Origin of the sequence: Pseudoalteromonas luteoviolacea DSM 6061, assembly GCF_001625655.1 — a bacterium.
Classification (GTDB): Bacteria; Pseudomonadota; Gammaproteobacteria; order Enterobacterales; family Alteromonadaceae; genus Pseudoalteromonas; species Pseudoalteromonas luteoviolacea.
The window spans coordinates 1-19,244 of record NZ_AUYB01000121.1 but is presented as its reverse complement, the minus strand read 5'-3'; the positions used below and the strand labels follow the sequence as shown (position 1 = coordinate 19,244).

The 19,244-nt window shown below is 41.9% G+C and carries 18 protein-coding genes and 2 pseudogenes; 6 read left to right on the top strand and 14 right to left on the bottom strand.

Annotation, left to right across the window (positions count from 1 at the left end; genetic code table 11):
* Positions 1-52: 52 nt before the first annotated feature.
* The 10 genes and pseudogenes from N475_RS17300 to N475_RS17255 form a co-directional block, all read right to left on the bottom strand.
* The gene (locus tag N475_RS17300; RefSeq protein WP_063357397.1) at positions 53-604 is read right to left on the bottom strand and encodes a GrpB family protein; all 552 of its coding nucleotides are present in this window, start codon (positions 602-604) and stop codon (positions 53-55) included.
* A 59-nt stretch (positions 605-663) separates the two neighbouring features.
* The gene (locus tag N475_RS17295) at positions 664-1,683 is read right to left on the bottom strand and encodes a tetratricopeptide repeat protein (protein ID WP_155730905.1); all 1,020 of its coding nucleotides are present in this window, start codon (positions 1,681-1,683) and stop codon (positions 664-666) included.
* A gap of 121 nt (positions 1,684-1,804) precedes the next feature.
* Entirely contained in the window at positions 1,805-2,659 is an 855-nt protein-coding gene (locus tag N475_RS25225; RefSeq protein WP_081215945.1) for a cupin domain-containing protein, read from the bottom strand.
* Positions 2,660-2,761: 102 nt separating this feature from the next.
* Positions 2,762-3,631 (bottom strand): GNAT family N-acetyltransferase, encoded by an 870-nt coding sequence (locus N475_RS17285; protein ID WP_063357395.1) that lies wholly within the window; start codon positions 3,629-3,631, stop codon positions 2,762-2,764.
* A 176-nt stretch (positions 3,632-3,807) separates the two neighbouring features.
* Positions 3,808-4,776: an LNS2 domain-containing protein gene (locus tag N475_RS17280; RefSeq protein ID WP_227008512.1), complete on the bottom strand. Its 969-nt coding sequence runs from the start codon at positions 4,774-4,776 to the stop codon at positions 3,808-3,810.
* A gap of 200 nt (positions 4,777-4,976) precedes the next feature.
* Entirely contained in the window at positions 4,977-5,579 is a 603-nt protein-coding gene (locus N475_RS17275) for a hypothetical protein (RefSeq protein WP_155730904.1), read from the bottom strand.
* A gap of 196 nt (positions 5,580-5,775) precedes the next feature.
* Entirely contained in the window at positions 5,776-6,438 is a 663-nt protein-coding gene (locus tag N475_RS17270; protein ID WP_081215944.1) for a M15 family metallopeptidase, read from the bottom strand.
* A gap of 283 nt (positions 6,439-6,721) precedes the next feature.
* A pseudogene (locus tag N475_RS17265) lies at positions 6,722-7,384 on the bottom strand (ABC transporter permease); the annotation flags it as partial.
* Between the two features lie 92 nt (positions 7,385-7,476).
* The gene (locus tag N475_RS17260; RefSeq protein ID WP_063357392.1) at positions 7,477-8,364 is read right to left on the bottom strand and encodes an ABC transporter ATP-binding protein; all 888 of its coding nucleotides are present in this window, start codon (positions 8,362-8,364) and stop codon (positions 7,477-7,479) included.
* Between the two features lie 239 nt (positions 8,365-8,603).
* On the bottom strand, positions 8,604-9,956 hold the full coding sequence (locus tag N475_RS17255) for an ABC1 kinase family protein (RefSeq protein WP_405127473.1): 1,353 nt from the start codon (positions 9,954-9,956) through the stop codon (positions 8,604-8,606).
* Between the two features lie 209 nt (positions 9,957-10,165).
* On the opposite strand from N475_RS17255, the gene N475_RS17250 reads away from it, so the two are divergent.
* The 3 genes from N475_RS17250 (at position 10,166) to N475_RS17240 (ending at position 12,718) form a co-directional block, all read left to right on the top strand.
* Positions 10,166-10,885: a substrate-binding periplasmic protein gene (locus N475_RS17250; RefSeq protein ID WP_063365669.1), complete on the top strand. Its 720-nt coding sequence runs from the start codon at positions 10,166-10,168 to the stop codon at positions 10,883-10,885.
* A 109-nt stretch (positions 10,886-10,994) separates the two neighbouring features.
* Complete coding sequence (locus tag N475_RS17245; RefSeq protein ID WP_063365668.1) at positions 10,995-11,831, top strand: pirin family protein; 837 nt, start codon at positions 10,995-10,997, stop codon at positions 11,829-11,831.
* A 131-nt stretch (positions 11,832-11,962) separates the two neighbouring features.
* The gene (locus N475_RS17240; RefSeq protein ID WP_063365667.1) at positions 11,963-12,718 is read left to right on the top strand and encodes an alpha/beta hydrolase; all 756 of its coding nucleotides are present in this window, start codon (positions 11,963-11,965) and stop codon (positions 12,716-12,718) included.
* A gap of 68 nt (positions 12,719-12,786) precedes the next feature.
* Here the strand turns inward: N475_RS17240 and N475_RS17235 are convergent, their stop codons facing one another.
* Entirely contained in the window at positions 12,787-13,098 is a 312-nt protein-coding gene (locus tag N475_RS17235; RefSeq protein WP_155730903.1) for a hypothetical protein, read from the bottom strand.
* Between the two features lie 455 nt (positions 13,099-13,553).
* Positions 13,554-13,871, bottom strand: coding sequence for a hypothetical protein (locus N475_RS17225; RefSeq protein WP_063365666.1), 318 nt, complete (start codon positions 13,869-13,871; stop codon positions 13,554-13,556).
* A gap of 1,220 nt (positions 13,872-15,091) precedes the next feature.
* Between N475_RS17225 and N475_RS17215 the strand changes: the two genes are divergently transcribed.
* From N475_RS17215 to N475_RS26090, 3 genes and pseudogenes are all read left to right on the top strand, one after another.
* On the top strand, positions 15,092-16,255 hold the full coding sequence (locus N475_RS17215; protein ID WP_155732596.1) for a hypothetical protein: 1,164 nt from the start codon (positions 15,092-15,094) through the stop codon (positions 16,253-16,255).
* Positions 16,256-16,275: 20 nt separating this feature from the next.
* Positions 16,276-17,187, top strand: a complete 912-nt coding sequence (locus N475_RS17210) for a hypothetical protein (RefSeq protein WP_063365664.1) — start codon at positions 16,276-16,278, stop codon at positions 17,185-17,187.
* Between the two features lie 243 nt (positions 17,188-17,430).
* Positions 17,431-17,770 (top strand): annotated as a pseudogene (locus tag N475_RS26090) (hypothetical protein); the annotation flags it as partial.
* A 164-nt stretch (positions 17,771-17,934) separates the two neighbouring features.
* Here N475_RS26090 and N475_RS17205 read toward each other — a convergent pair.
* Positions 17,935-18,408: an ASCH domain-containing protein gene (locus tag N475_RS17205; protein WP_063357382.1), complete on the bottom strand. Its 474-nt coding sequence runs from the start codon at positions 18,406-18,408 to the stop codon at positions 17,935-17,937.
* Positions 18,409-18,512: 104 nt separating this feature from the next.
* On the bottom strand, positions 18,513-18,965 hold the full coding sequence (locus N475_RS17200; RefSeq protein ID WP_063365663.1) for a hypothetical protein: 453 nt from the start codon (positions 18,963-18,965) through the stop codon (positions 18,513-18,515).
* Positions 18,966-19,244: the final 279 nt, after the last annotated feature.

Sequence of the window (19,244 nt, the reverse complement as noted above, 5' to 3'; positions counted from 1 at the left end):
TGACGTAACGGACGAGCTTAGTCAAGCATGAATGTATTTATATGAGTCTTTTCTAGCGTTGCGCTTTTTGTAGCAAAGTTGCAGCATGAAACAACGTATCCATATAGGGATCTTTTATTGCATAGTAAGCTTCCACATCATCTTTAAAACGATGCGCTAATTCTGTTTTTATCTTGCCATACGCCATTCTTATATGTTTGTTTTCACGTAGTAAATCTCTAAATAACAAAGGGTATATTTGATTCACTCGGCCAACCTCGCGAATATGAATATGTGTCACGCGACTGCCAGTGGGCTCCCTAAAATAGTGTTTACGTAGATGCTCGTCTTCAGCCTCATACCCTACTAGATTGTCCCACTTTACATCGTCTCTGTAGATGTAATCAGCGTCAACCAAGCGTTCAATGACCTCTAAATTGTCAAGGTCCTTTACACTCACTTGTATATCAATAATATCCTTGGCTGCTAGGTCCGCAACCGCAGTTGAGCCAATGTGGTCAATCTGTAATGCATGTGTACCCAACACATACTTCAGCTGTTTTTGTATCTGCTCAAACTCTTTAGCCCAACTTGACTGATGCGCACATATCACTATTTCTGACATAAATCTTTACCTACAATAACTAGATACGCAATTTTAATGATGTGAGTTGGCTGTTGTCATTATTGCCAATTACATTGCGATACTTTACCAAACCATGCTCTTTGAAACACCTCAGTGGTTTGTTGTTGGATAGATTTTGGTGGCTCAATACCCACGATTGGAGCCAAATGAATGTCTACCAAGCTTTTCACTTTGCCACTTTCAAGTTGTTCATAGGTTAATTTGAGTTGCGCTTTATCACTGCTGGACAAAGCTTTACCCTGCTTTGCTTCGTAGGCCGCAAATGTCCAAGCTAGTAGCGCTTTTTTTGACTGGTTGGGAAAAGCCTCGGTCAACGCAGCAACAGGACCATACAACCTTTGATAATTGGTTACCTCTCCATTGATCACGAAAACCAAGAGTAGATTCAAACCCGCAGTAATATGACCAGAGCGTTTTGCCACTTCTTGATAGCCAGCAAGTGCCAACCTAAACTGTGCTTCTGCAAGTGTGTAGTCACCTAGATCGAGTGCTATTGCACCTAGGTTGTTGTTGATAGTAGCCATGGTTGAACGCGCATTTAGGGCCTTAGCGATTGTTTCAGCTTGTTTGTATAGTTCCCTTGCTTTTGTATGCTTGCCCATGTGTCTGGCCACCAGCGCTCTGCTATTGATCAGCAACATACGTTTTCGCTCATCATCGGTATATTTAAGCGCACAAACCAGACTAATGTCAGCTTCTCGCAAATGCCCTTTGCGTCTTAACCAGATGCCCAACGCACTTAAAATCGTCGTTAGCCGTTCATTAAAATAAGGGTGACTATCATAGGTAAACAGTCGATCTAAGGACTGCTCAACTATATCTAACTGATTGGTTGTGACAGATGCTCTTACTCGAATAATATGCCAACGAATCTTCAACGCTGTCGGAAGCGACTCTTTGGCTGTCATAGACTCAAGTATCTGCAAAGTTTGAGAAGGCTTTACTGATAAATAATCCTGTGCTTCTTTTAGCAAGTCCATTTGCTCTTCAATGGACTTTGACGCAAGCGCCATAGAGGAGAACAACACCAAAATCACGAATAAGACTATTTTGTGCAAAGCCAACTGCCCAATAAATCAAGTATCATTTCAATATAGAGGGCAATACAAAAATAGCCAAAATAGGCACTGATATTTCTTATGACTTTACCCCTGAAGTATTTGAATTAACAATATGCGTTTAATTAGCAAACCCATCGGGCATAGCGGTATCCCCCTCGTTGACTGCAAGTCGCTCTATTACATCAGAAACACTTGGGTATCTATTTTTGAGTGCATGATGGTCTGCTGCTTCAAAGCAGTCCCCAGTAAAGCCCGGGGCCATTGTACATCCGAATATTGCATACTCTCCGCCAGCTGATACTTCACCAGCTTGCCACACGCCTGCTGGGATACGACACTGTATCCTCTGCCCTTGTGCAAAGTCGGTTCCCATTACCACCGTTTCAGTCTTTCCGTCAGGATACAGTAGATATAGTTGAAAGGGGTCACCAGAGTAGAAATGCCAGATTTCATCATGACTCAAACGATGAAAACAAGATACACTTTTAAGCTGGTCGCAGTACATGCCTATCATTGCGGTCCCGATAGGCTTTTCATTTGCTAATTCTGCGTTTGAACGCCAAGTACTTTTGTACAGAGTACCTTCAACTGGAAGCCTTTCGAATCTATAGTGCGCCAAAACGTCAAGCAATCGGTCCGCCAAATCCTTATGAGAAAAGTGCTGATATTCTAAAGTATCAACAATTGCGTTGGTATTTAGTTGTCCATAAATATGTGGAAACAGACTATCTCCTGTGGTTATCGACTCACTCGGTGTCTCATATTTTATCTGAGCCTCGACTAACCGAGTGTCGATGACAGCTAGGCATACACGCTTTTCCATCGCATAAAAGCGTTCAAACACAGCATGCACTTGGCTGGCGGTGCACGCGTGGATAAACCCATCGCTCAGCAATGAAGGAGATTGATAGTAGGGCTGATTGAGATCTATTTCGTGCTCGCGATATAGTATGAATATAGCGTTAGAGTGCATTCAAATATTCCTTAAAGTGCTTGATAACGTTGAGATGTTGAACAGAAGGTTTTCAGCAAAGGCCAGCAGCTACATGCGTTAAAGTTGCAGACCTAGCTTGTTTTAGCCGATTTCAAATGACGCAACACCAAATGTGCGCTCTAGCGGTAGATTGGGCTGCGCTTTTGTATACATTCTTGCGGTTTCAAATACGACGTTCATCCCCAGTGATTCTGCCAAAGATACAGCATCTTGATTACGTTCAGGAACATCTAAATAAACAGTCTGTGCTACATCGTTATCTGCGATATGAGCCACCAAAGCATGTATAAGTGCTTTTGCACTTGCTAGATCATCAGCATAAAGGGGACCAATTTTATAGCCATGCTCGCATGCTCTGATTACGCCATACCCCTTTATGCCTTCAGCCGTCTTCAATGACAGCGCATGGGCATTTGACTGGGTGCGCCATTGTAAATTAAACCCACCTCTATTAGCTGGAAAAAAGGGAGTTTCATAGGTTTGAATGTGCTCTGCTTCAAACTCAGTTAAAATTTGAGAGGATGGAGAAGCGAGATCTTCTTGTTGAGATGCTTTGAAGAGGCCTTCATAGCGGATATTACGATATGCCAGTTCAAATCCAGATTTTCGATAGTTATCCTGCTGATCAACAACCCCATCTAAACCCACATTACATCCATCTAGGTAGGCCATCGCGGCTTGCCACAATGCATAACCGTAGCCTTTACCACGGTACTCTGGCTTTACAATGTAAAACCCAATGAAACCAAACTCTGCGTCATACCTAATGGCCGAGATCACTGCAACAGGCTCTTCATTTACCAAGCCAACTAAAAATCCCTTGGGATCTGCAAGGTAATAGCTTTGCGCATCATTAGTACCTGGATTCCAGCCCTCTTTGGCAGCCCAACTCACAGCGAGTTCGACTTCATCTCTGTGCATTGTTCTTATCTGATAATGTTCCTTGCTCATACGCAAAAATCCTAAAGTGTTACGAAATGACACTGTAACCGATATTGCGGTTTATTTTAACTAAAAGGAAGGTGTCGACAGCAAACAATGACCCAATCAATTTTAACTGAATAAGCCATTGTTCATTATGTTCCACTTAATAAACCTTAGCGGAAAATAGCTCTCAAGCAGGAGTATCACTCACACGCTGCTGCAGGGAATGTATCGACCTGAGTTTGGATATGCTGATAATAGTGGTTATTGTCAATTGCAGTCGTGCCGTAATGACCTGCATCGCTACCAATAGTGAAGCTATTTTGCGCACCAAGTCCAGCTCGAATGAACGCTTCTGCATCGGTTTTTGCATTGCCATATGCTCTGACAATGTTTAACCCTTGAGACTTCAAATAATTGATTTCACTTATTTTGTACTCTGCGGTGCGAAAAAGGCTCGTTTCATTACTTAAAGATGTGCGTAAAAAACCTTGTGGTAACCCCATCCAATTTAGCCAGTCTCGTGTACCTTTAGCGTACCAGTAGACCCTAGCGGTCAAATAAACAGGTTGATAGCCCAAGTCTAAATAACGTCGCACTAATGAGTAAGCACCTTCTTTTTGGTCCGCCCGATCTATACCAGTATAATCGCCAATTTGTTCAGCATCGGACTCCGTAAGCGTACCATCAATATCAAAAAGTACCGCAGGTGTGTTTGGTTGAACCACAGTCACAAAGCCTTCAGCACCAGTACCATCAGCTGGAACGCCTGCATAAATTCGATACTGTCCCGCGCTTAAGCCTGGTAGTGACAGTGTTGCCTTACCGTCACTATTGGTCACTGCGTTGGTTAAAAACCGCCAATCACCATCTTGTTGGCCACGAATATAGAACCTGACAGTCTCATGCTCCAAATCTTTATGTGCCACCGCACCATAATCAAATTTAGCCGTTACTTGAAATGAAGCGCCTTCAGCTACAATTTGGTCATGTACCATATGGAACTCAGGCAACCAAGTGATCAGCTTATTAAAGCGATTTCTATAACCCGTATCAGGCATCGCTGTTGCTGACATTTTTGCTTCTAACCACGCTAAATCTGGACAGGCAGGCAAAGCGTTTACATTGCTGGAAAAGCCAGTGACCAACATCATGTAACCAAGTAGTTTCATTGTTATCCCCTTACAAAAAAATTTTAGAAAGAGTAAATACACTAGATTACAAAATTATTAACAAATATTTATCTTTTACAAAGTTTTGAAGAAAATTTTTTGAAAAATTGTTTACGCGCAAACTCAATGTTCGCCGCATAAACGTCAAAAACACTGTGCAAATAGAAGGGGCAAAGTAGAGAAAAAAGATTGATATACAATTATTTACGAGCGATTGTATCCAATGGTTGCTCTGACTCAGGATATTTAAGATAACGTCGATGGCCTTCATACTCTGAAGCTATCCAGCCATATTGTGCATGTGAACGAAACAAGTATTCCCCACTGAGTGTTTTAAAACGTCCAGAGACAGATAACCCAGACAGTTTGAGTTCAAGTACGGTACGCTTTTGATGATCATCAAGCAAATGCCCTAAGACTAACAAGTTGCCCAACTTTTCATTACGTACCTCATTCACTGAAACAATAAAACTACGTTGAAGCTGCGGCACATAAAAGGCAATACTATCTTGTTTTTTTAATGTTTTAATACGCCTTATATCAAACTCAATATATGCCTGACTGATATATTGATGGTTTTTTATCAGGGCCTTTCTCGCATCGGTAGACGCTTTATTGATAACGAGGTAGTTCTCATGGGATTCGTCTAGCAGCTCGTCTAACTTGGAGCTAGGTGACAACGCTCCTTGTCCAGCATAGGTCATAGCGTAGTATTTCAATCCATTTGCACATACATCACTAAAGACTCCCCAAAAGAGGCACCCTATTAGCAATAACGCTGCGCTGGCTAATCCCTTATACATATCACTATTTTAACAATTATAGATCATTTAGGTACAATAAATGGTGAACCAAAGTTATTCAAGTTATTAGTGCCATTTTATAATCACAAAATATTCACATTGAGATGAAGTGTTCTGCTTGACTTACGCAACTCAATAACTTGGTTCAATATTTACAATTTACTTTTGTTTACAAAACAAGTTCCTAAGCTAGAAACTACTGTACAGGATGAGTGAAATATTGCTCTTTATGAGGTTCATTCAACAACGTGAAATGCCACCATTCTTCGGTAAGTCCAATAAAACCAGCACCGCGCATAACTTGCGCCAACAGCATGCGATTAGCACGCTGAGCTGCAGAAATGCCTTGGTAGCTAGGCCATGATATTGGTGAAAAGTAATCCCAACCAGAGCCCATATCTAACTCTCGTTTAGTCTTAAGATCTATCAAGGTCACATCTAAGGTACTACCGCGGGAATGACCAGATCGCGCTGCAATATAGCCTCGCTCAAAAAGCTCACTTTTGGGTACATCTGGATAAAACTTAGCTTTATTTTTAGTATCATGGAGTACTTTAGCCCAACGTACAAAGTGATCCACAGCAGGTTGAGGGCGATAACAGTCAAACACTTTCAAACCAAGACCAAACTCACCTAACGCTTGTTGTGCCTTTGCCACGCCTATCGCAGCCTCAGGGCTGAGTAAGCATTTTGGTGCTAAATACCCATCGATACGTTGGCCTACAAAATTATCTTCTCCATAGTATCTGATTTCGGTTTCAATACTCGCCACTTTTGACTTTACATCAACAAATTCTGACGCAGAAACTTCTGCACTACAGACACTTACCAAAGCCACGAAGCCAAGTATTATTTTCATCACCACACCTACTCTCAAATTACTCACACGCAATAGTCTGAAGATAAATTATGGAAGAAGTATGGACAGTATCAAGACAAAACAATGTCTACGATACTTTCTATTTGTAGTAGGTTAATAAAAAAGAGCCCTTGCAATAAGCAAGTGCTCGCTTACACTTTTTAACCAGTTCTGTACAATCTTTGACAGTCTTTCGTAAGATATGTCCTAAGCTGTTACATAGACATCTTTGGGATGGAAACATGCTATATGCATATCTTATTCAGGGACGATGCCTTTTTCTTCATGACACTCCTCTCTTCTTATACAGCGCCACAGCCGTGAACAAAAAAATGGTACTCATAAGAAACAAAGCAAACAAATGGAAAAGTGCACTATACCCCTGCCCCAATCCAACACTCGCCAACCCTAGTTGAGATAGGTGATAACTAGGTAGTACCCAAGCAAATTGCTGCATAAATGTTGGCATCAAAAATATCGGCAGCCAAAGTCCAGAAAGCATTGCCATAGGTAAAAATACCAAGTTGGTAATGGCAGAAGCGGCTTTTGCACTGTATTTAAGACCTAAAATAAGGCCAAGTAGGCAAAATGGCACTGTGCCCACAACGGCTAATAGCAATAGTAACACCCATTGAAAAAGCTCTAGTTTTACATTACCAAGTGACCCCGCAAATAAAAACAGCAACATTGAAATACTCAGAGTAAATGTCACCGCACTCAAGCATTTTGCAAATAAATAATATGTGGCTGGCATAGGTGAGATCAGTTTAAGTTCAAGCCATCCGCTTTCTCTTTCTTGAGCAATATGTGCGCCAAAGTTAAACAATGACGGCGCCATAAGCCCAAAAACCATGTAATTGACCATCGTATAAGTACTGATTTCTACGCTGTCTTGAGGCCTATCTTGGACCATAAAGATGCCAAAGAAGAGGTAGAGAAGGACAGGAAATGCCAATGCAGGAACAGCAAAACTCGGAGTTCTGAGCGCTGACAATAAGTCCAATTTAGTTTCTAAAAATAACGTATAGACAGTGCTTTTCATGGTAGCTCCCCTCGTGTGATATCCATAAATGTTTGAGTGAGCGATAACGGTGAGACTGATAACTCTTTCATTACCACATTGTGTTGGTGTAATAGGCTGATAACTTGGGGAACATCATCAGTTGCAATGTAAACTTGATTTCCCTCCTTGTGGACCGTAAAACTTGGAAGTAAAGCTCTAATTTTCTCTTCTTCATAATCACTCAAGAAACGTAGCTCACTGCGCTGAAGATTTTCTTTTAGTTGGCTAGGAGTACCTTGTGCAACCACTTCTCCAGCTCTTAATATCAACACCTCATCAGCAACTGACTCCACCTCATGTAAATTATGAGTTGTCAAAATAACCGTTGTGCCTTTTTGTTTAAGTTGAACTATACGTGCCCATAACCGCCTACGCATATGTACGTCCATGCCCAATGTCGGCTCGTCTAAAAAAACCAACTTAGGGTTGCCAATCAACGCTAAGCAAAACAACAATCTCTGCTTTTCACCACCCGATAACTCGCCAAAAAATGTTAACTTCTGACGCTCTAGTTCAGCTAACTGTAAAGCCCCTTGCCAACTCATAGGGGCATTGTAGTAGCTCTGGAAAAGCTTAATAAACTCAATCACTCGAACATTATTCGGTAACGCGCCCACCTGTAACATGGCACCCACGTCATTTTTTACTTCCGTGGCTCCAGGCTCATGACCTAATACGGAAATTTGACCTGATGCAGGGCTCAATCGACCTAAAAGTAGTTTTATCAGGGTTGTTTTCCCCGCGCCATTTTCTCCAATAATGGAATATATGCAGCCAGACCTAAGCTGACTGGTTATGCCGCGAATGGCTGCTTTATTAGCGTATGAAAAACGCACTTGTTCTAAATTGACTGCCCAATCCATCTCTTTCCCTTAGTCCTAATCAGCTTGAACTTTACACTTGATGTATTGAGTATGAATAAAGGCGTGCTTATCATGGAGTGAGAGTTGTCACAAAATCAGATGACTTTTGTCAGGCTAACAGCGTATTTATAGAGATACCTGTTTTAAATTCTGTGGCACTTTAGTCGTCATAAGAGATTTGAACAGTAATAAGACAAGGAAGGAGTATGCAATAAAGCGCCAACACACTCCGAAATAGGCTATAGAACTGTTGGTTTTTCAAAACGGTTAAACAGATCTGCGACGTTTACTTTGGCACCAAGTCTCGCAGCAATTAAATAAATGCCCGCCAATTTACGATGAATAAAGAGCGCATCCACTGGCGGTGTGTGCCACTCCCCCTCACGAGCGCTCAATGACATCCCTTTGTCTCTTATCCGCATAGCAATATCACTTGTGGCAAAATTAAAAGGTTGTTGTGCTCTCAGGGGCTCTGTAGCCATAAAGAAAAGTTCTAGTACGATTTCTTTGTATGCATCATCAATTTGATCACCGAAGTACCCTATTTGCTGTACCGCTTTCGTCATAAGCGCTCGGTCATGGTTTAAGCCCGCCTTTAATAGCATCCAATAACCTTCAGCCAGTGCCTTGTTGATACTCCGAGATGCTCCAAAATCCAATAATACCAATTGTTGCTGCTGGGCATTGTATGAATAATTAGCCAAATTAGGATCGCTTTGTATGGCTTGCAACTCAAACATTTCGATGAAAAACAACAGAATTAAATCACTGGCAATCTTATCCCGAAGCTCAACATTTGCATCTTTAAAGTCATCCAAAGGTTGTCCTGTTACATACTCCATCGCCAAAATGCTATCCGTGGAGTATTCAGGTAAATACTGCGGAACCTTAAACTGTGAATAGGGTTTAAGCCCTTCTTCAAACTCCACTAACCGCTGCCCTTCAACTTGGTAGTTTGTTTCAACCAGTAGTTGCTTTTTTGCTTCCATCATCAGCGGCTCTAAAGCTACTTGCTTAGGCATCAATCCAGACAGCTTTATCAGCATTGCTACATTGTCTACATCGCTATCAATGCTATTTGCAACCCCTGGATACTGAATTTTTAGCGCGATTTTCTGGCCTGATTCTGTTGTTGCTTCGTGAACTTGACCAATAGATGCTCTTGCAAAACTTCTCAATTCTATGTGACTTAGCTTGTCGAGCCAGTTTGGACCCCAATTGCTTTTTAACAGTGCAATTAATTGTTTATGAGGCATTGGCTGAGCATCAGCACGAAGCCTTTCTAGCAATGTTGCAAGCTCCTTAGGCAATAAGTCTCCTGCGTCCATTGACAGCAACTGACCCAGCTTCATTGCAGCTCCACGCATATGTGCTAATTTATCCGCCACAGCATGAATGTTCTTAGGTTGTAGCAGCAAGTCTTTACGAGAAACTTGCTTCCCTGACAACACTTGCTTCGCGCCACTAATCATCACATTAGAAGCGACTTTACCAGCTAAGCCCCCCAAGTGTGCCAATCTAGATACTCGTGACGAGGGAACTTTCTTACTTTTTTCTGCCATATATTCCTCAAAGTGCGCTGCAAAGATCATTGGGTATTCGTTAAAGGTACTTAAATGACGGTGCCATAGATCATTTCTATACTCTAGAAGAGCTTATTCACATCTAAAAGCCCAAGTGAGTATACCAAACTCGCCACCCGAATCCCCTCTATTGGAACAAATAAAGGTGCTACTTTTCTTAAGCAATCAGTACGCTATACTTAACCTTGTTAAACAACCAAAAGCCAATAAAATAACGAATGAAGTACTTGTTTGCAGTTCTATTGCTCGTATTCACCAAACCTCTATTAGCAGAGCCTTATCATTTTGTTTCAATAAACTACTTAATTGAACAAGAAATTGGCCGCATTGTACTCCCTGAGATTTATAAACGTTTAGATATAGACATCACCATTACACCGTTACCTGGCAAAAGAGCACAATTTGAAGCCAAAACAGGGCTCAAGCATGGCGAAATCATGAGAATATTCAGCTACGGCGAGGAAACGCCTAGCACCATTCGTGTGCCAACGCCCTACTATTACCTTGAAACTATGGCGTTTGTGCGCAAAGACAGTCGAGTAAAAATTAACTCAGCAGAGGATTTAAAAAACTACCATATCGTCAAAGTAAGGGGTGTCAAACATACCAATAACATCACCAAAGGGATGAAATACGTTGAAGATATGGATACGACGAAACAGATTTTAAGGCTGGTTTCAGCTGGGCTCGCAGACGTTGCACTTACCAATCGAATTGATGGCTTAGTTCATCTGGATGAGCTGGGCATCACGAACGTTGTGCCAATCAAAAAGAACTTGGCCGTCCTCGAGCTATTTCACTATATTCATCACTCTAAAAAACATCTCGTGCCACTGGTAAATGACAAGATTATTGAAATGAAACACCCGGGGGAGCTTGCAAAACTAATAGCACAAGCGGAACAGCAAATAATAAAGAATACCCAATACTTCCCTTGACCTAGCCTTCATTCTTTAAAAAAGAATAAACGCATCGCTTTTTCGCAATTTTATTCTATAAAAATTAAATTTAAAGTAGCTTCATTGATAATTAATCATTGAGATCACAATGAAGATTTTAAACGTTACTAAAGCACAACCGACACAAGATGGGGCGGGCGTAAAAATTAGTCGAATATCCGGATTCGATGGACGCAGTATCGACCCATTTCTCATGATCGATGAACTAAAATCAGACAACACTCAAGACTTTATAGGTGGTTTTCCTGCACATCCTCACAGAGGCATTGAAACCTTTACGTACATTAGAAAAGGGGGATTTGAGCACCAAGACCAAATGGGAAACAAAAAAGCAATTCGCGCAGGTCAAGTGCAGTGGATGAGTACCGGCCGAGGCGTTATTCACTCTGAAATGCCACTAGCCGATGCCCAATATGGCATGCATGGATTTCAGATTTGGTTGAATATGCCTGCCAGAGACAAAATGAATCCACCTAAGTATCAAGACTCAAGTGATAGAGTACTGCCCAGCATTACTAACCAATCTGGAGCAAAGTTGACAGCACTTGCCGGAGAATGGCACTTAGAAGATCAACATATTTCTTCTGCACTAAATGATTTGGCTGGTAATGGAGCGATAAGTGATATCACTCTGCCGGCCAACAGCGCCATTCGAATAGACTTATCACATTTTGGAAAGGTAGTTGCCTATGTCCATTCTGGAGCGCTCAGGGATGAATACTTTAAATCTGGTTATATGATTACATTAGACCCTGCACACCCAATTGAATTGCATGGAGGAAACGGCGAGTCGGGGTTATTACTTCTTGCCGGGCATCCCATCAATGAAAAGATTGCGCATATGGGACCGTTTGTGATGAATACGCAAGAAGAGCTGCATCAGGCTATTAAAGACTATCACGCTGGTAAATTTGGCAACATTTAGCCTCTGGTGAAAAATAACAATGCTCTAGCTGTAAACCCCATTTACAGCTAGAGCATTCTCTTTACTATCATAAATTTACTTAAATTTTTTGTTTAGGTATACTGCGCAAAAACTACCTAGATGGAACTTTTATGAAAGCGGTATTGCTTGCCTTACTTCTCAGCGCAGCAACAAACACGCTGGCAACGCCAGCCGACATGACTTCGCTTTATGACCAAGGCCGGCAACGAAAGATCCCAATAGCGATTATAACACCGCAACAGCCTAATCGCTGCACTAAGCACCAGCCCTGTAACGTCGCTTTTATTAGCGCGGGGTATGGCGTATCACATCAAGAATACCAATTTATTAGCAAGCTGCTGGCCGCTCAAGGGTACTTATCGGTCGCCATTAGACATGAACTTGAATCAGATCCGCCCCTGTCAGTATCAGGTAACTTATATCAAACTCGACAGGAAAACTGGCAACGTGGTGCAAAAACCTTGAGGTTCGTTCAAAAGTCTCTAATGAATTTACTACCGAATTATGATTTTAATCACGTACTTCTCGTGGGGCATTCAAATGGAGGTGATATATCTTCACTGCTGAGTAATCAAGGAGCTGACTTTATCAGTGGTTTGATTACGCTTGATCATAGACGCGTGCCACTGCCACGCAAGCCACAGATTAACACACTCTCAATACGTGCAAGTGACTTCCCAGCAGACCATGGAGTACTTTATTCAAAACAAGAACTAGTTGACTATGGTGGCTGTGTGATTGAAATCCCCAAAGCAAAACACAATGATATGACAGATAAGGGGCCTTCTTGGTTAAAACAATCGATAACTAAACTGCTCGCGGGCTACCTGACAAACAAAAATTGTGAGCAACTAACTAGTTTATAGAGCCAATAAAACAGCAGGATAAAATTAGCAACGAAGGAGCGTAAGCCTGCTGTTTTGCGTCCTTTGGTTTAGGTATTTGTTATGTGCTTTTGCTCAGGTTTCATACCTGACAACTTAATACTTTCACCTTTTGAAATAGACTTTGCTTGCTCTAAAGTAAACTGAAACCAAAATTCAATGCGATTCTCATCGAAATAACTAAAGCAGAACTCCAATTCATCAGCGTCAAAGCCACCAACAAACGATGGAGATTGAAACATATCGCTTGACTCTATTTCAGACCATTGATGAGTTGAGTAATTTTGGTCAACTATCTCTATACAAATAGATTTTAGTTCTTCTTCAATTGGTATATCCATCACAGACCTGTAAGAGCACATAACGCCCCTAGCAGCGAGTGGTTTTCCGATGACTTGGCTTGTTATGTTTAAAAATACTCAATTTAATAACCCCGTATTTATCATTTTCAGGTAACCGCTTATTAATGTGTTGTAGGCAGCAAACAAGCAGATACTAATAACCAAAATAGTTTTACACCATGAACTAAAAACCTTTGGCTCAAGTTTTTGTTCCTTAACGCCCATCACAAACAAAAAGATGCCGGCAGCGACAAATAGAATCCCAAAAAAGAATGTAGCGATGGCAATTATTTTTTCCAAAATCCGATTTCTACCTTAAAACATAACAGTTTAACATCAACCCAGTGGGTCGTTTCCATGCCTAATGGGGCAAGTTGCTAGTTAAGGACCTATAAAAGCAGCATTCTCAAAAAACGATGAAGGAGCACAAGCCTACTGTTTTGTGCCCTTTGGTTAAAACGCCTTGTTAGAAAGAATTAGTCACCGGAGCCATCATCTGAATATGACTCAGCATCACATTCCCCAGTATAAAGCTCTGAGCCTGAATCGCTCAACGAATCGAAGTAATCATTTATTCGTTTTGCTTTAACTGCTTTTGCTAATTCAGAGCGAACTACCGTTTTCTCCTCTACAACTTCAATTGTGTCATCGGCTAAAACCTCAGCTCTAATGTCTTTCCCCAGCAACCTTGCTACTTTATTGTACCGTTCTGGAAAACTTTCTCGATCGATGTTTTCAAAAAAATCCAAGAGATCCTCATAAGAATAACTAGCGTAGTCAGGTTCTAATGACATTTAAATTCCTTCTAACAAATTAACATCGACCCATTTGGTCGTTTTTATACCACTAGTTGGATCGCCTATCTCATTGGGCTAGTTTTAACATAAATCATAACATGTTTCTATATATCACAATTTTATGGTTATGGTGTTTTACCAAATATATAAAAGCGACCCATTTGATCGTTTCCATGTCTACAGGGACAAGTTGCTAGTTAAGGAGCTAATAAGCAACGCTCTCAAAAAGCGATGAAGGTCCGCTTTTCGCTCAAAGTAGTCTTTTAGGGTATTTACATTAACCCATTTTAGGGCACTTCGAATTACGAAGTGCCCATTGTGAAGATTCTGGACATTTCCGTATTAGATAAGTAACAAATTTAGAAAAACACAAATTACCTCAATTATGGCAAAACTTGATTTCTACTTAGCTGTTTTTTCACCTAAGCCCCGTCATAATTTTGTTAGACCACTGAACGTTTAGTCACCCAAAGTCACTACTCCCTATTTTCTTTGACTTATAAAACAGCAAGTGCAAAAAAAATTGCAACCACCTAATTTCCCCCTGATTTGTAAACAAATAGCCCAATTGATTAATACAACTAATCACTAAGATAGACCAAGCAACAACGCAAGTAGGATTACCCTACCTTTTAAAAGGTCACATAGATGTGGCAGTGATACACAGCAATCAACTCGGCAAGCATCGCCGTTTAGTGTCGAGCTGTTGGTACTTATTGCCAGTGACGCTGTAATTAAACAGCTTAAAAACACATTAAACCTAGCATGGAAAACCATTGCTAATCACCTTACAAAAATCCAGCAGCTTTACGAGCTAGGTGCCTCTCCTGAGTGTATTGCGGGTTATGTAACACGGTGGCTTAGGTGGGTAAAAAGCGGCGTAACCATAGCATTAGAGCAATGGTCACGCACGAATTTAACAGCGCGCTAGGAAAAAGCATAGACACCCAATTTGCCCTTCACGGGTTTTATAGGGGGAAGAGGATTTGGAGGAGATGCCTATAAGTTTGAGTGGGTGTCTTTTAAATTTATAACTAATCACGAATGGAGAGGCTTCAATGACTATAAACGTGAACGCCAACGCCCAGTATGGCGGCAACCTGATCAATCAAAAGTACGCCCCTATTGCAGTCAACGCTAATCCGATACAGGATGACAATCAGCAACTGTATGTCAACCTGTTTAACAATCGAATCAATGTATTACAGGCAGGAAATTTGATACCGTCAAATTTGAATTTCTACTGTGCCGATTGGAATGCGTTAAGTAACGCGGTAAATGGCGCCAATGCAACCCCGCCAATCATCGTTATATCCTCCAATCGTTCAAGGTGGCTGCAAGACCACTGCGGCATTGCAAGAGACCGATTGGCTGCACTGGGTTTAGTCAATTTCGACAATCCAAACGATTTACGTGCTCTGTCCTGGGGTCCCACGCCTTGGTTTGAACCCCACAGGGTCAACGATGGCAATCGAACAGTGGTCATGCTGGTGCACGAAAAGGAATATCAAACATATCGCGCCAAAATGGTCGGCAGCGGCATAACTGTGGTCGGTTGGTCATTCGACATCAACAACAATCCATCTCCCGATGGTCAGGTGCCAAGGGGCAACACTATGGTGGGCTTTGGCGTTTCTCGCTTTGCCGCGATTGAGTTGGCTAAAAACCTTTTCACTGCACCGGCAATTCCAATCGCGGCAGAACGGCAAAAGTGCTGGTTGGTAGATGACAATGTCGCCCATGTTCGGGCATTTCCTGGATTTGACAATTGCCAAGATCAGCTCGATGACAATGTCATAGCGATGGGTTTTGGCGGCTCAACGGTCAACGAGCCAGATGTTTTCTTTATCAATACTCTGGTTAATCAAAACCTCGGCGTCGCTGCGCTCAACGACCTTCAAACGACCGGTTTAGTGCAGCAATGCTCAGTATGGAATATTGCCAGATTGCATCAGTTACACCTGAATTTCAGCCCTTATTTCGTCACATCAAATGAAGACTCCAGTTTCTCATATCACCTCAGTCAGCGCGCGCAAAGTGGCATACGGATTTGCACCGGAGCGTCTGTAGTCAAAGCACAGCCTCAACATGATAACAGTGCCGCAGCCAGACGACTTAACTATAACCGGGATTTTATCGTCGGCGATTTATACGATGTCGAAAAGAACGTCAGTGTGAATAACACGCCACTACATGACTTTGTCACTGATACCATTTTACCTGGCTCACAAAACCCGCGCGAATGGTCGATTTACACCGAAAGCAAAGTAGTAGAGCAATTAATGGCCAAAGTGGTACTGGATAAGAACAACTGGGTGCCGAACAGAATATTTCAACCCAATGGCGCCAATGGGCAAAATGTGCAACGACATACAGCTTAATCAATTTTTGAGGAATACCGATGGAAACAAACCACAATAATACCAAACAAAAACTAAGCGACCTGAACCATTGCATTTGGGGAGATGATGATCATCAGTTAATCAAGCCAATCTTGGGCAAAGCATGTTGGGAATGGGCACTCAGAGGCGGTGGCAATGTCCCCAATGGCATCGCGGCAGATGATTTAATCAACAGAATCAACAGCCTGTTTGAAGGGGCAACACAACATAATAAGAACGATCGCATCAACGCTCAACTCAAAAATCTCAATCCTATGTCACCTTTGTATAATGCACTCAAGCCATTGCTCACCGATATTTGGGATAGCACTATCACCCACGGGACTTTTGACGAAAAATTGGGTGAATTTCGCCAAAGATTTGTCGAAATAGCCGCAGTGAGCAACGGACTGACCTTGTCGGCACAAGCAACCGATTATAAGCTCTGTATGAAATGGGAAAGTGAAGATAGTCTTGACTGGACCCATTGGGGCCTTGAGGTGTGTGGTCGAACGGTGGAAAAGACTCCGGGTTCAGCGGTGGATATTCATCGTCACAGTTTCACTGGTTGGTGGTTACGAGATCAGACGCCACCAGATGAGCGCGACAAATGGCTAGCCATCAGCGCCTATCTGGAGGAAAAACAGCCAAACTTTAATGGCACTGTTCATCAAATGCGAACCAGCAAGTACGGCGTAACGGAGTGTTATCTTGCAGACTTGCATCCTCAACAATGGAAAATAATCGAATCTTTGCTTAGTCACAAAAGCCATCAAACCGTTAAGGCCTGCAACCACAATTTTATCTGTTCAGGTTTAAACGGCCAGACGGTCTCGAGCGACTATCAAAAGGGGCAATTGGTCAATCGTCGTTGGCAATTAAAGGGGTCTATCGAAAACTTCCCCCTCGATGAAGACATATACAAATATTAGAGAAGATTAAACGGGGACAAGCAGTCAATAATAACCCAAACACCCACTCAAATATGACCAACTCCAATCCCTTGCCTACCTTTTGAAAAATCATCTCAAAAGATAGGCGATCATTCCATGACCACAGCACGAAAAAATCATTGGCTTCACAGGTACCAAGTATTTTCTAAAACCCGTCCTTGGGTTTTAGCCTTCGACCGAGCTTCGCTGTTCAAATTTTTTCCCTAAAAATTTTGTCATTGTATTTCTCGATGCGTGCGACACGCCTATTTATGCAAAGAAGACTCAGCGACAGGTAAGTACTATGAGCATCGCAGACAGTGGATTGAAGATAAGTTATTAGAACTTGCAAAGGTGTTTTGTATCGATGTATATGCGTATGCCGTCATGAACAATCAGCAAAACGCCGGGAGCGTTTTACAACTGCGATAGCAGGCCCGAAGGGCGAAAGGCAGGATGCCTGGAGTATTTTCACGTTGTGTTGTATGCAGACGATGAGAAAGTAAACAGAATAAACGATAAGTCGGTGCTAATAAGGTGTCATAAGCTATTTAAAGGCACTTTACTTACCCAAAAGTTTTTAGTTGTTTGAATTAACCTATCTATGCTCATTAGAGTTCCCGATACATAACGCTACATTAAGGTGTGAACAACGCGACCACTAAACCTAACCTTACCACCGTAAACACTGAACTCAACGATGGAATGAAAAATGCCAAGCGTTGAGAATGACTCTTAAATACTTTGTCATATCTTTTGTGGGCTCACCAACTTGAAGCGTTCCAACACCAATAGCATATCTTCTGACGGCTTAATATTTAGCTCTTCACATTCTTTTGAGAAAAAGTCCCAATGAACCTTTCGCCACCAACTTAACGACTTATCGCCCTCTCCCTCCGATGCAGCAAATTCTGCTGTCACCTCGTTGTATTTGCACTTACTAACCGATGTTGTTTCAACAATACAAACAGGCTCACCGCTCCAATTTGTTACGACCATCAAATGCCCTACTTCGGGCATAGTTTCACCTTGCTCGCTATACCAGATATCTAGGCTACAAGTTGCGGTCTTTTCACCTTTTACAACAAGGTCTGCGCAAAGATTTGCGTTGTATTCATCTGCACAGAAATAATCTGCGCTAAATGAGGTATATTTTAATGCCACATCATCGGGCACGGAACTAAGGTATTGTTCTAAAAATAATTTACTTCTTTCATCCATGATTCTAACTCTTAAGTTGATTAAAAATATAATGCCCCAAGCAAAGGCGCGCGTTAGCGTGTCCAGCCCGAAGGGCGAATTTGCCTTGGCTTGTTAGGCGTGGACTACGCATCATTATTTGTTTCCCAGAGTACCTGACTTCCAGTTGCATACGGATTCTCATTAGTTGGTTCTGCCCAAGACAGAGTAATCCTTTTTACAGGAGCCCCTGATGCAGAAACTCGAAGCTCAATTCTCTCATCGAAGCAGTTTGCAAGAATAATATATGGCCCCTCCGAACGATACACCCGGATTAATTCTGCACTTAAGAAGTTCAGGGTTTCTGGAATTTCCGGCTTCATAAACTGAGCTTTGTAACTCTCAGGTACTAATGTATTGCTCAATTTTTGAGTTTCACTGTAAATCGTTTCTAGCTGCTTAGTAGTTAATGATCTAGCATGCGCTACGGCAGGATGAGACTCAGGAGCAATGCAGCCAAAACCACTATAAGGGTCACCATCACAGCTAGCCAAAAATAAACACCCAAACAAAACAGCTAAACGAAGGAGAAAATTCATACAGTGCACCATACCATAAGCCTAACGCCTCGCTTAACCGGCGCAAAATAGCAGGCTAAAATTAGCGACGAAGGAGCACAAGCCTGCTGTTTTGCGCCCCTTGGTTGAAGCGTTTGTTGAACGAAGCCGCTGCGCGGCAGATTAAAACCACATCTACGTGTTGATATTAAATACTTACTAGATGCCACCTATGTCGGTGGCCTTTCTAGGAGTACTATCATGAACTCGTCCGAGCAACTTCGTTTTAATTTTCTTTACCAACAACATCTTACCAATTTA

What these genes read in the sequence shown, in the direction of transcription:
- N475_RS17200 (WP_063365663.1), bottom strand. Translation starts at nt 18,965, where the DNA reads ATGAATTTTCTCCTTCGTTTAGCTGTTTTGTTTGGGTGTTTATTTTTG.
- N475_RS17245 (WP_063365668.1), top strand. Translation starts at nt 10,995, where the DNA reads ATGAAGATTTTAAACGTTACTAAAGCACAACCGACACAAGATGGGGCG.
- N475_RS17255 (WP_405127473.1), bottom strand. Translation starts at nt 9,956, where the DNA reads ATGATCTTTGCAGCGCACTTTGAGGAATATATGGCAGAAAAAAGTAAG.
- N475_RS17275 (WP_155730904.1), bottom strand. Translation starts at nt 5,579, where the DNA reads ATGTATAAGGGATTAGCCAGCGCAGCGTTATTGCTAATAGGGTGCCTC.
- N475_RS17270 (WP_081215944.1), bottom strand. Translation starts at nt 6,438, where the DNA reads ATGAAAATAATACTTGGCTTCGTGGCTTTGGTAAGTGTCTGTAGTGCA.
- N475_RS17240 (WP_063365667.1), top strand. Translation starts at nt 11,963, where the DNA reads ATGAAAGCGGTATTGCTTGCCTTACTTCTCAGCGCAGCAACAAACACG.
- N475_RS17210 (WP_063365664.1), top strand. Translation starts at nt 16,276, where the DNA reads ATGGAAACAAACCACAATAATACCAAACAAAAACTAAGCGACCTGAAC.
- N475_RS17235 (WP_155730903.1), bottom strand. Translation starts at nt 13,098, where the DNA reads ATGTGCTCTTACAGGTCTGTGATGGATATACCAATTGAAGAAGAACTA.
- N475_RS17225 (WP_063365666.1), bottom strand. Translation starts at nt 13,871, where the DNA reads ATGTCATTAGAACCTGACTACGCTAGTTATTCTTATGAGGATCTCTTG.
- N475_RS17280 (WP_227008512.1), bottom strand. Translation starts at nt 4,776, where the DNA reads ATGAAACTACTTGGTTACATGATGTTGGTCACTGGCTTTTCCAGCAAT.
- N475_RS17285 (WP_063357395.1), bottom strand. Translation starts at nt 3,631, where the DNA reads ATGAGCAAGGAACATTATCAGATAAGAACAATGCACAGAGATGAAGTC.
- N475_RS17260 (WP_063357392.1), bottom strand. Translation starts at nt 8,364, where the DNA reads ATGGATTGGGCAGTCAATTTAGAACAAGTGCGTTTTTCATACGCTAAT.
- N475_RS17300 (WP_063357397.1), bottom strand. Translation starts at nt 604, where the DNA reads ATGTCAGAAATAGTGATATGTGCGCATCAGTCAAGTTGGGCTAAAGAG.
- N475_RS25225 (WP_081215945.1), bottom strand. Translation starts at nt 2,659, where the DNA reads ATGCACTCTAACGCTATATTCATACTATATCGCGAGCACGAAATAGAT.
- N475_RS17250 (WP_063365669.1), top strand. Translation starts at nt 10,166, where the DNA reads ATGAAGTACTTGTTTGCAGTTCTATTGCTCGTATTCACCAAACCTCTA.
- N475_RS17205 (WP_063357382.1), bottom strand. Translation starts at nt 18,408, where the DNA reads ATGGATGAAAGAAGTAAATTATTTTTAGAACAATACCTTAGTTCCGTG.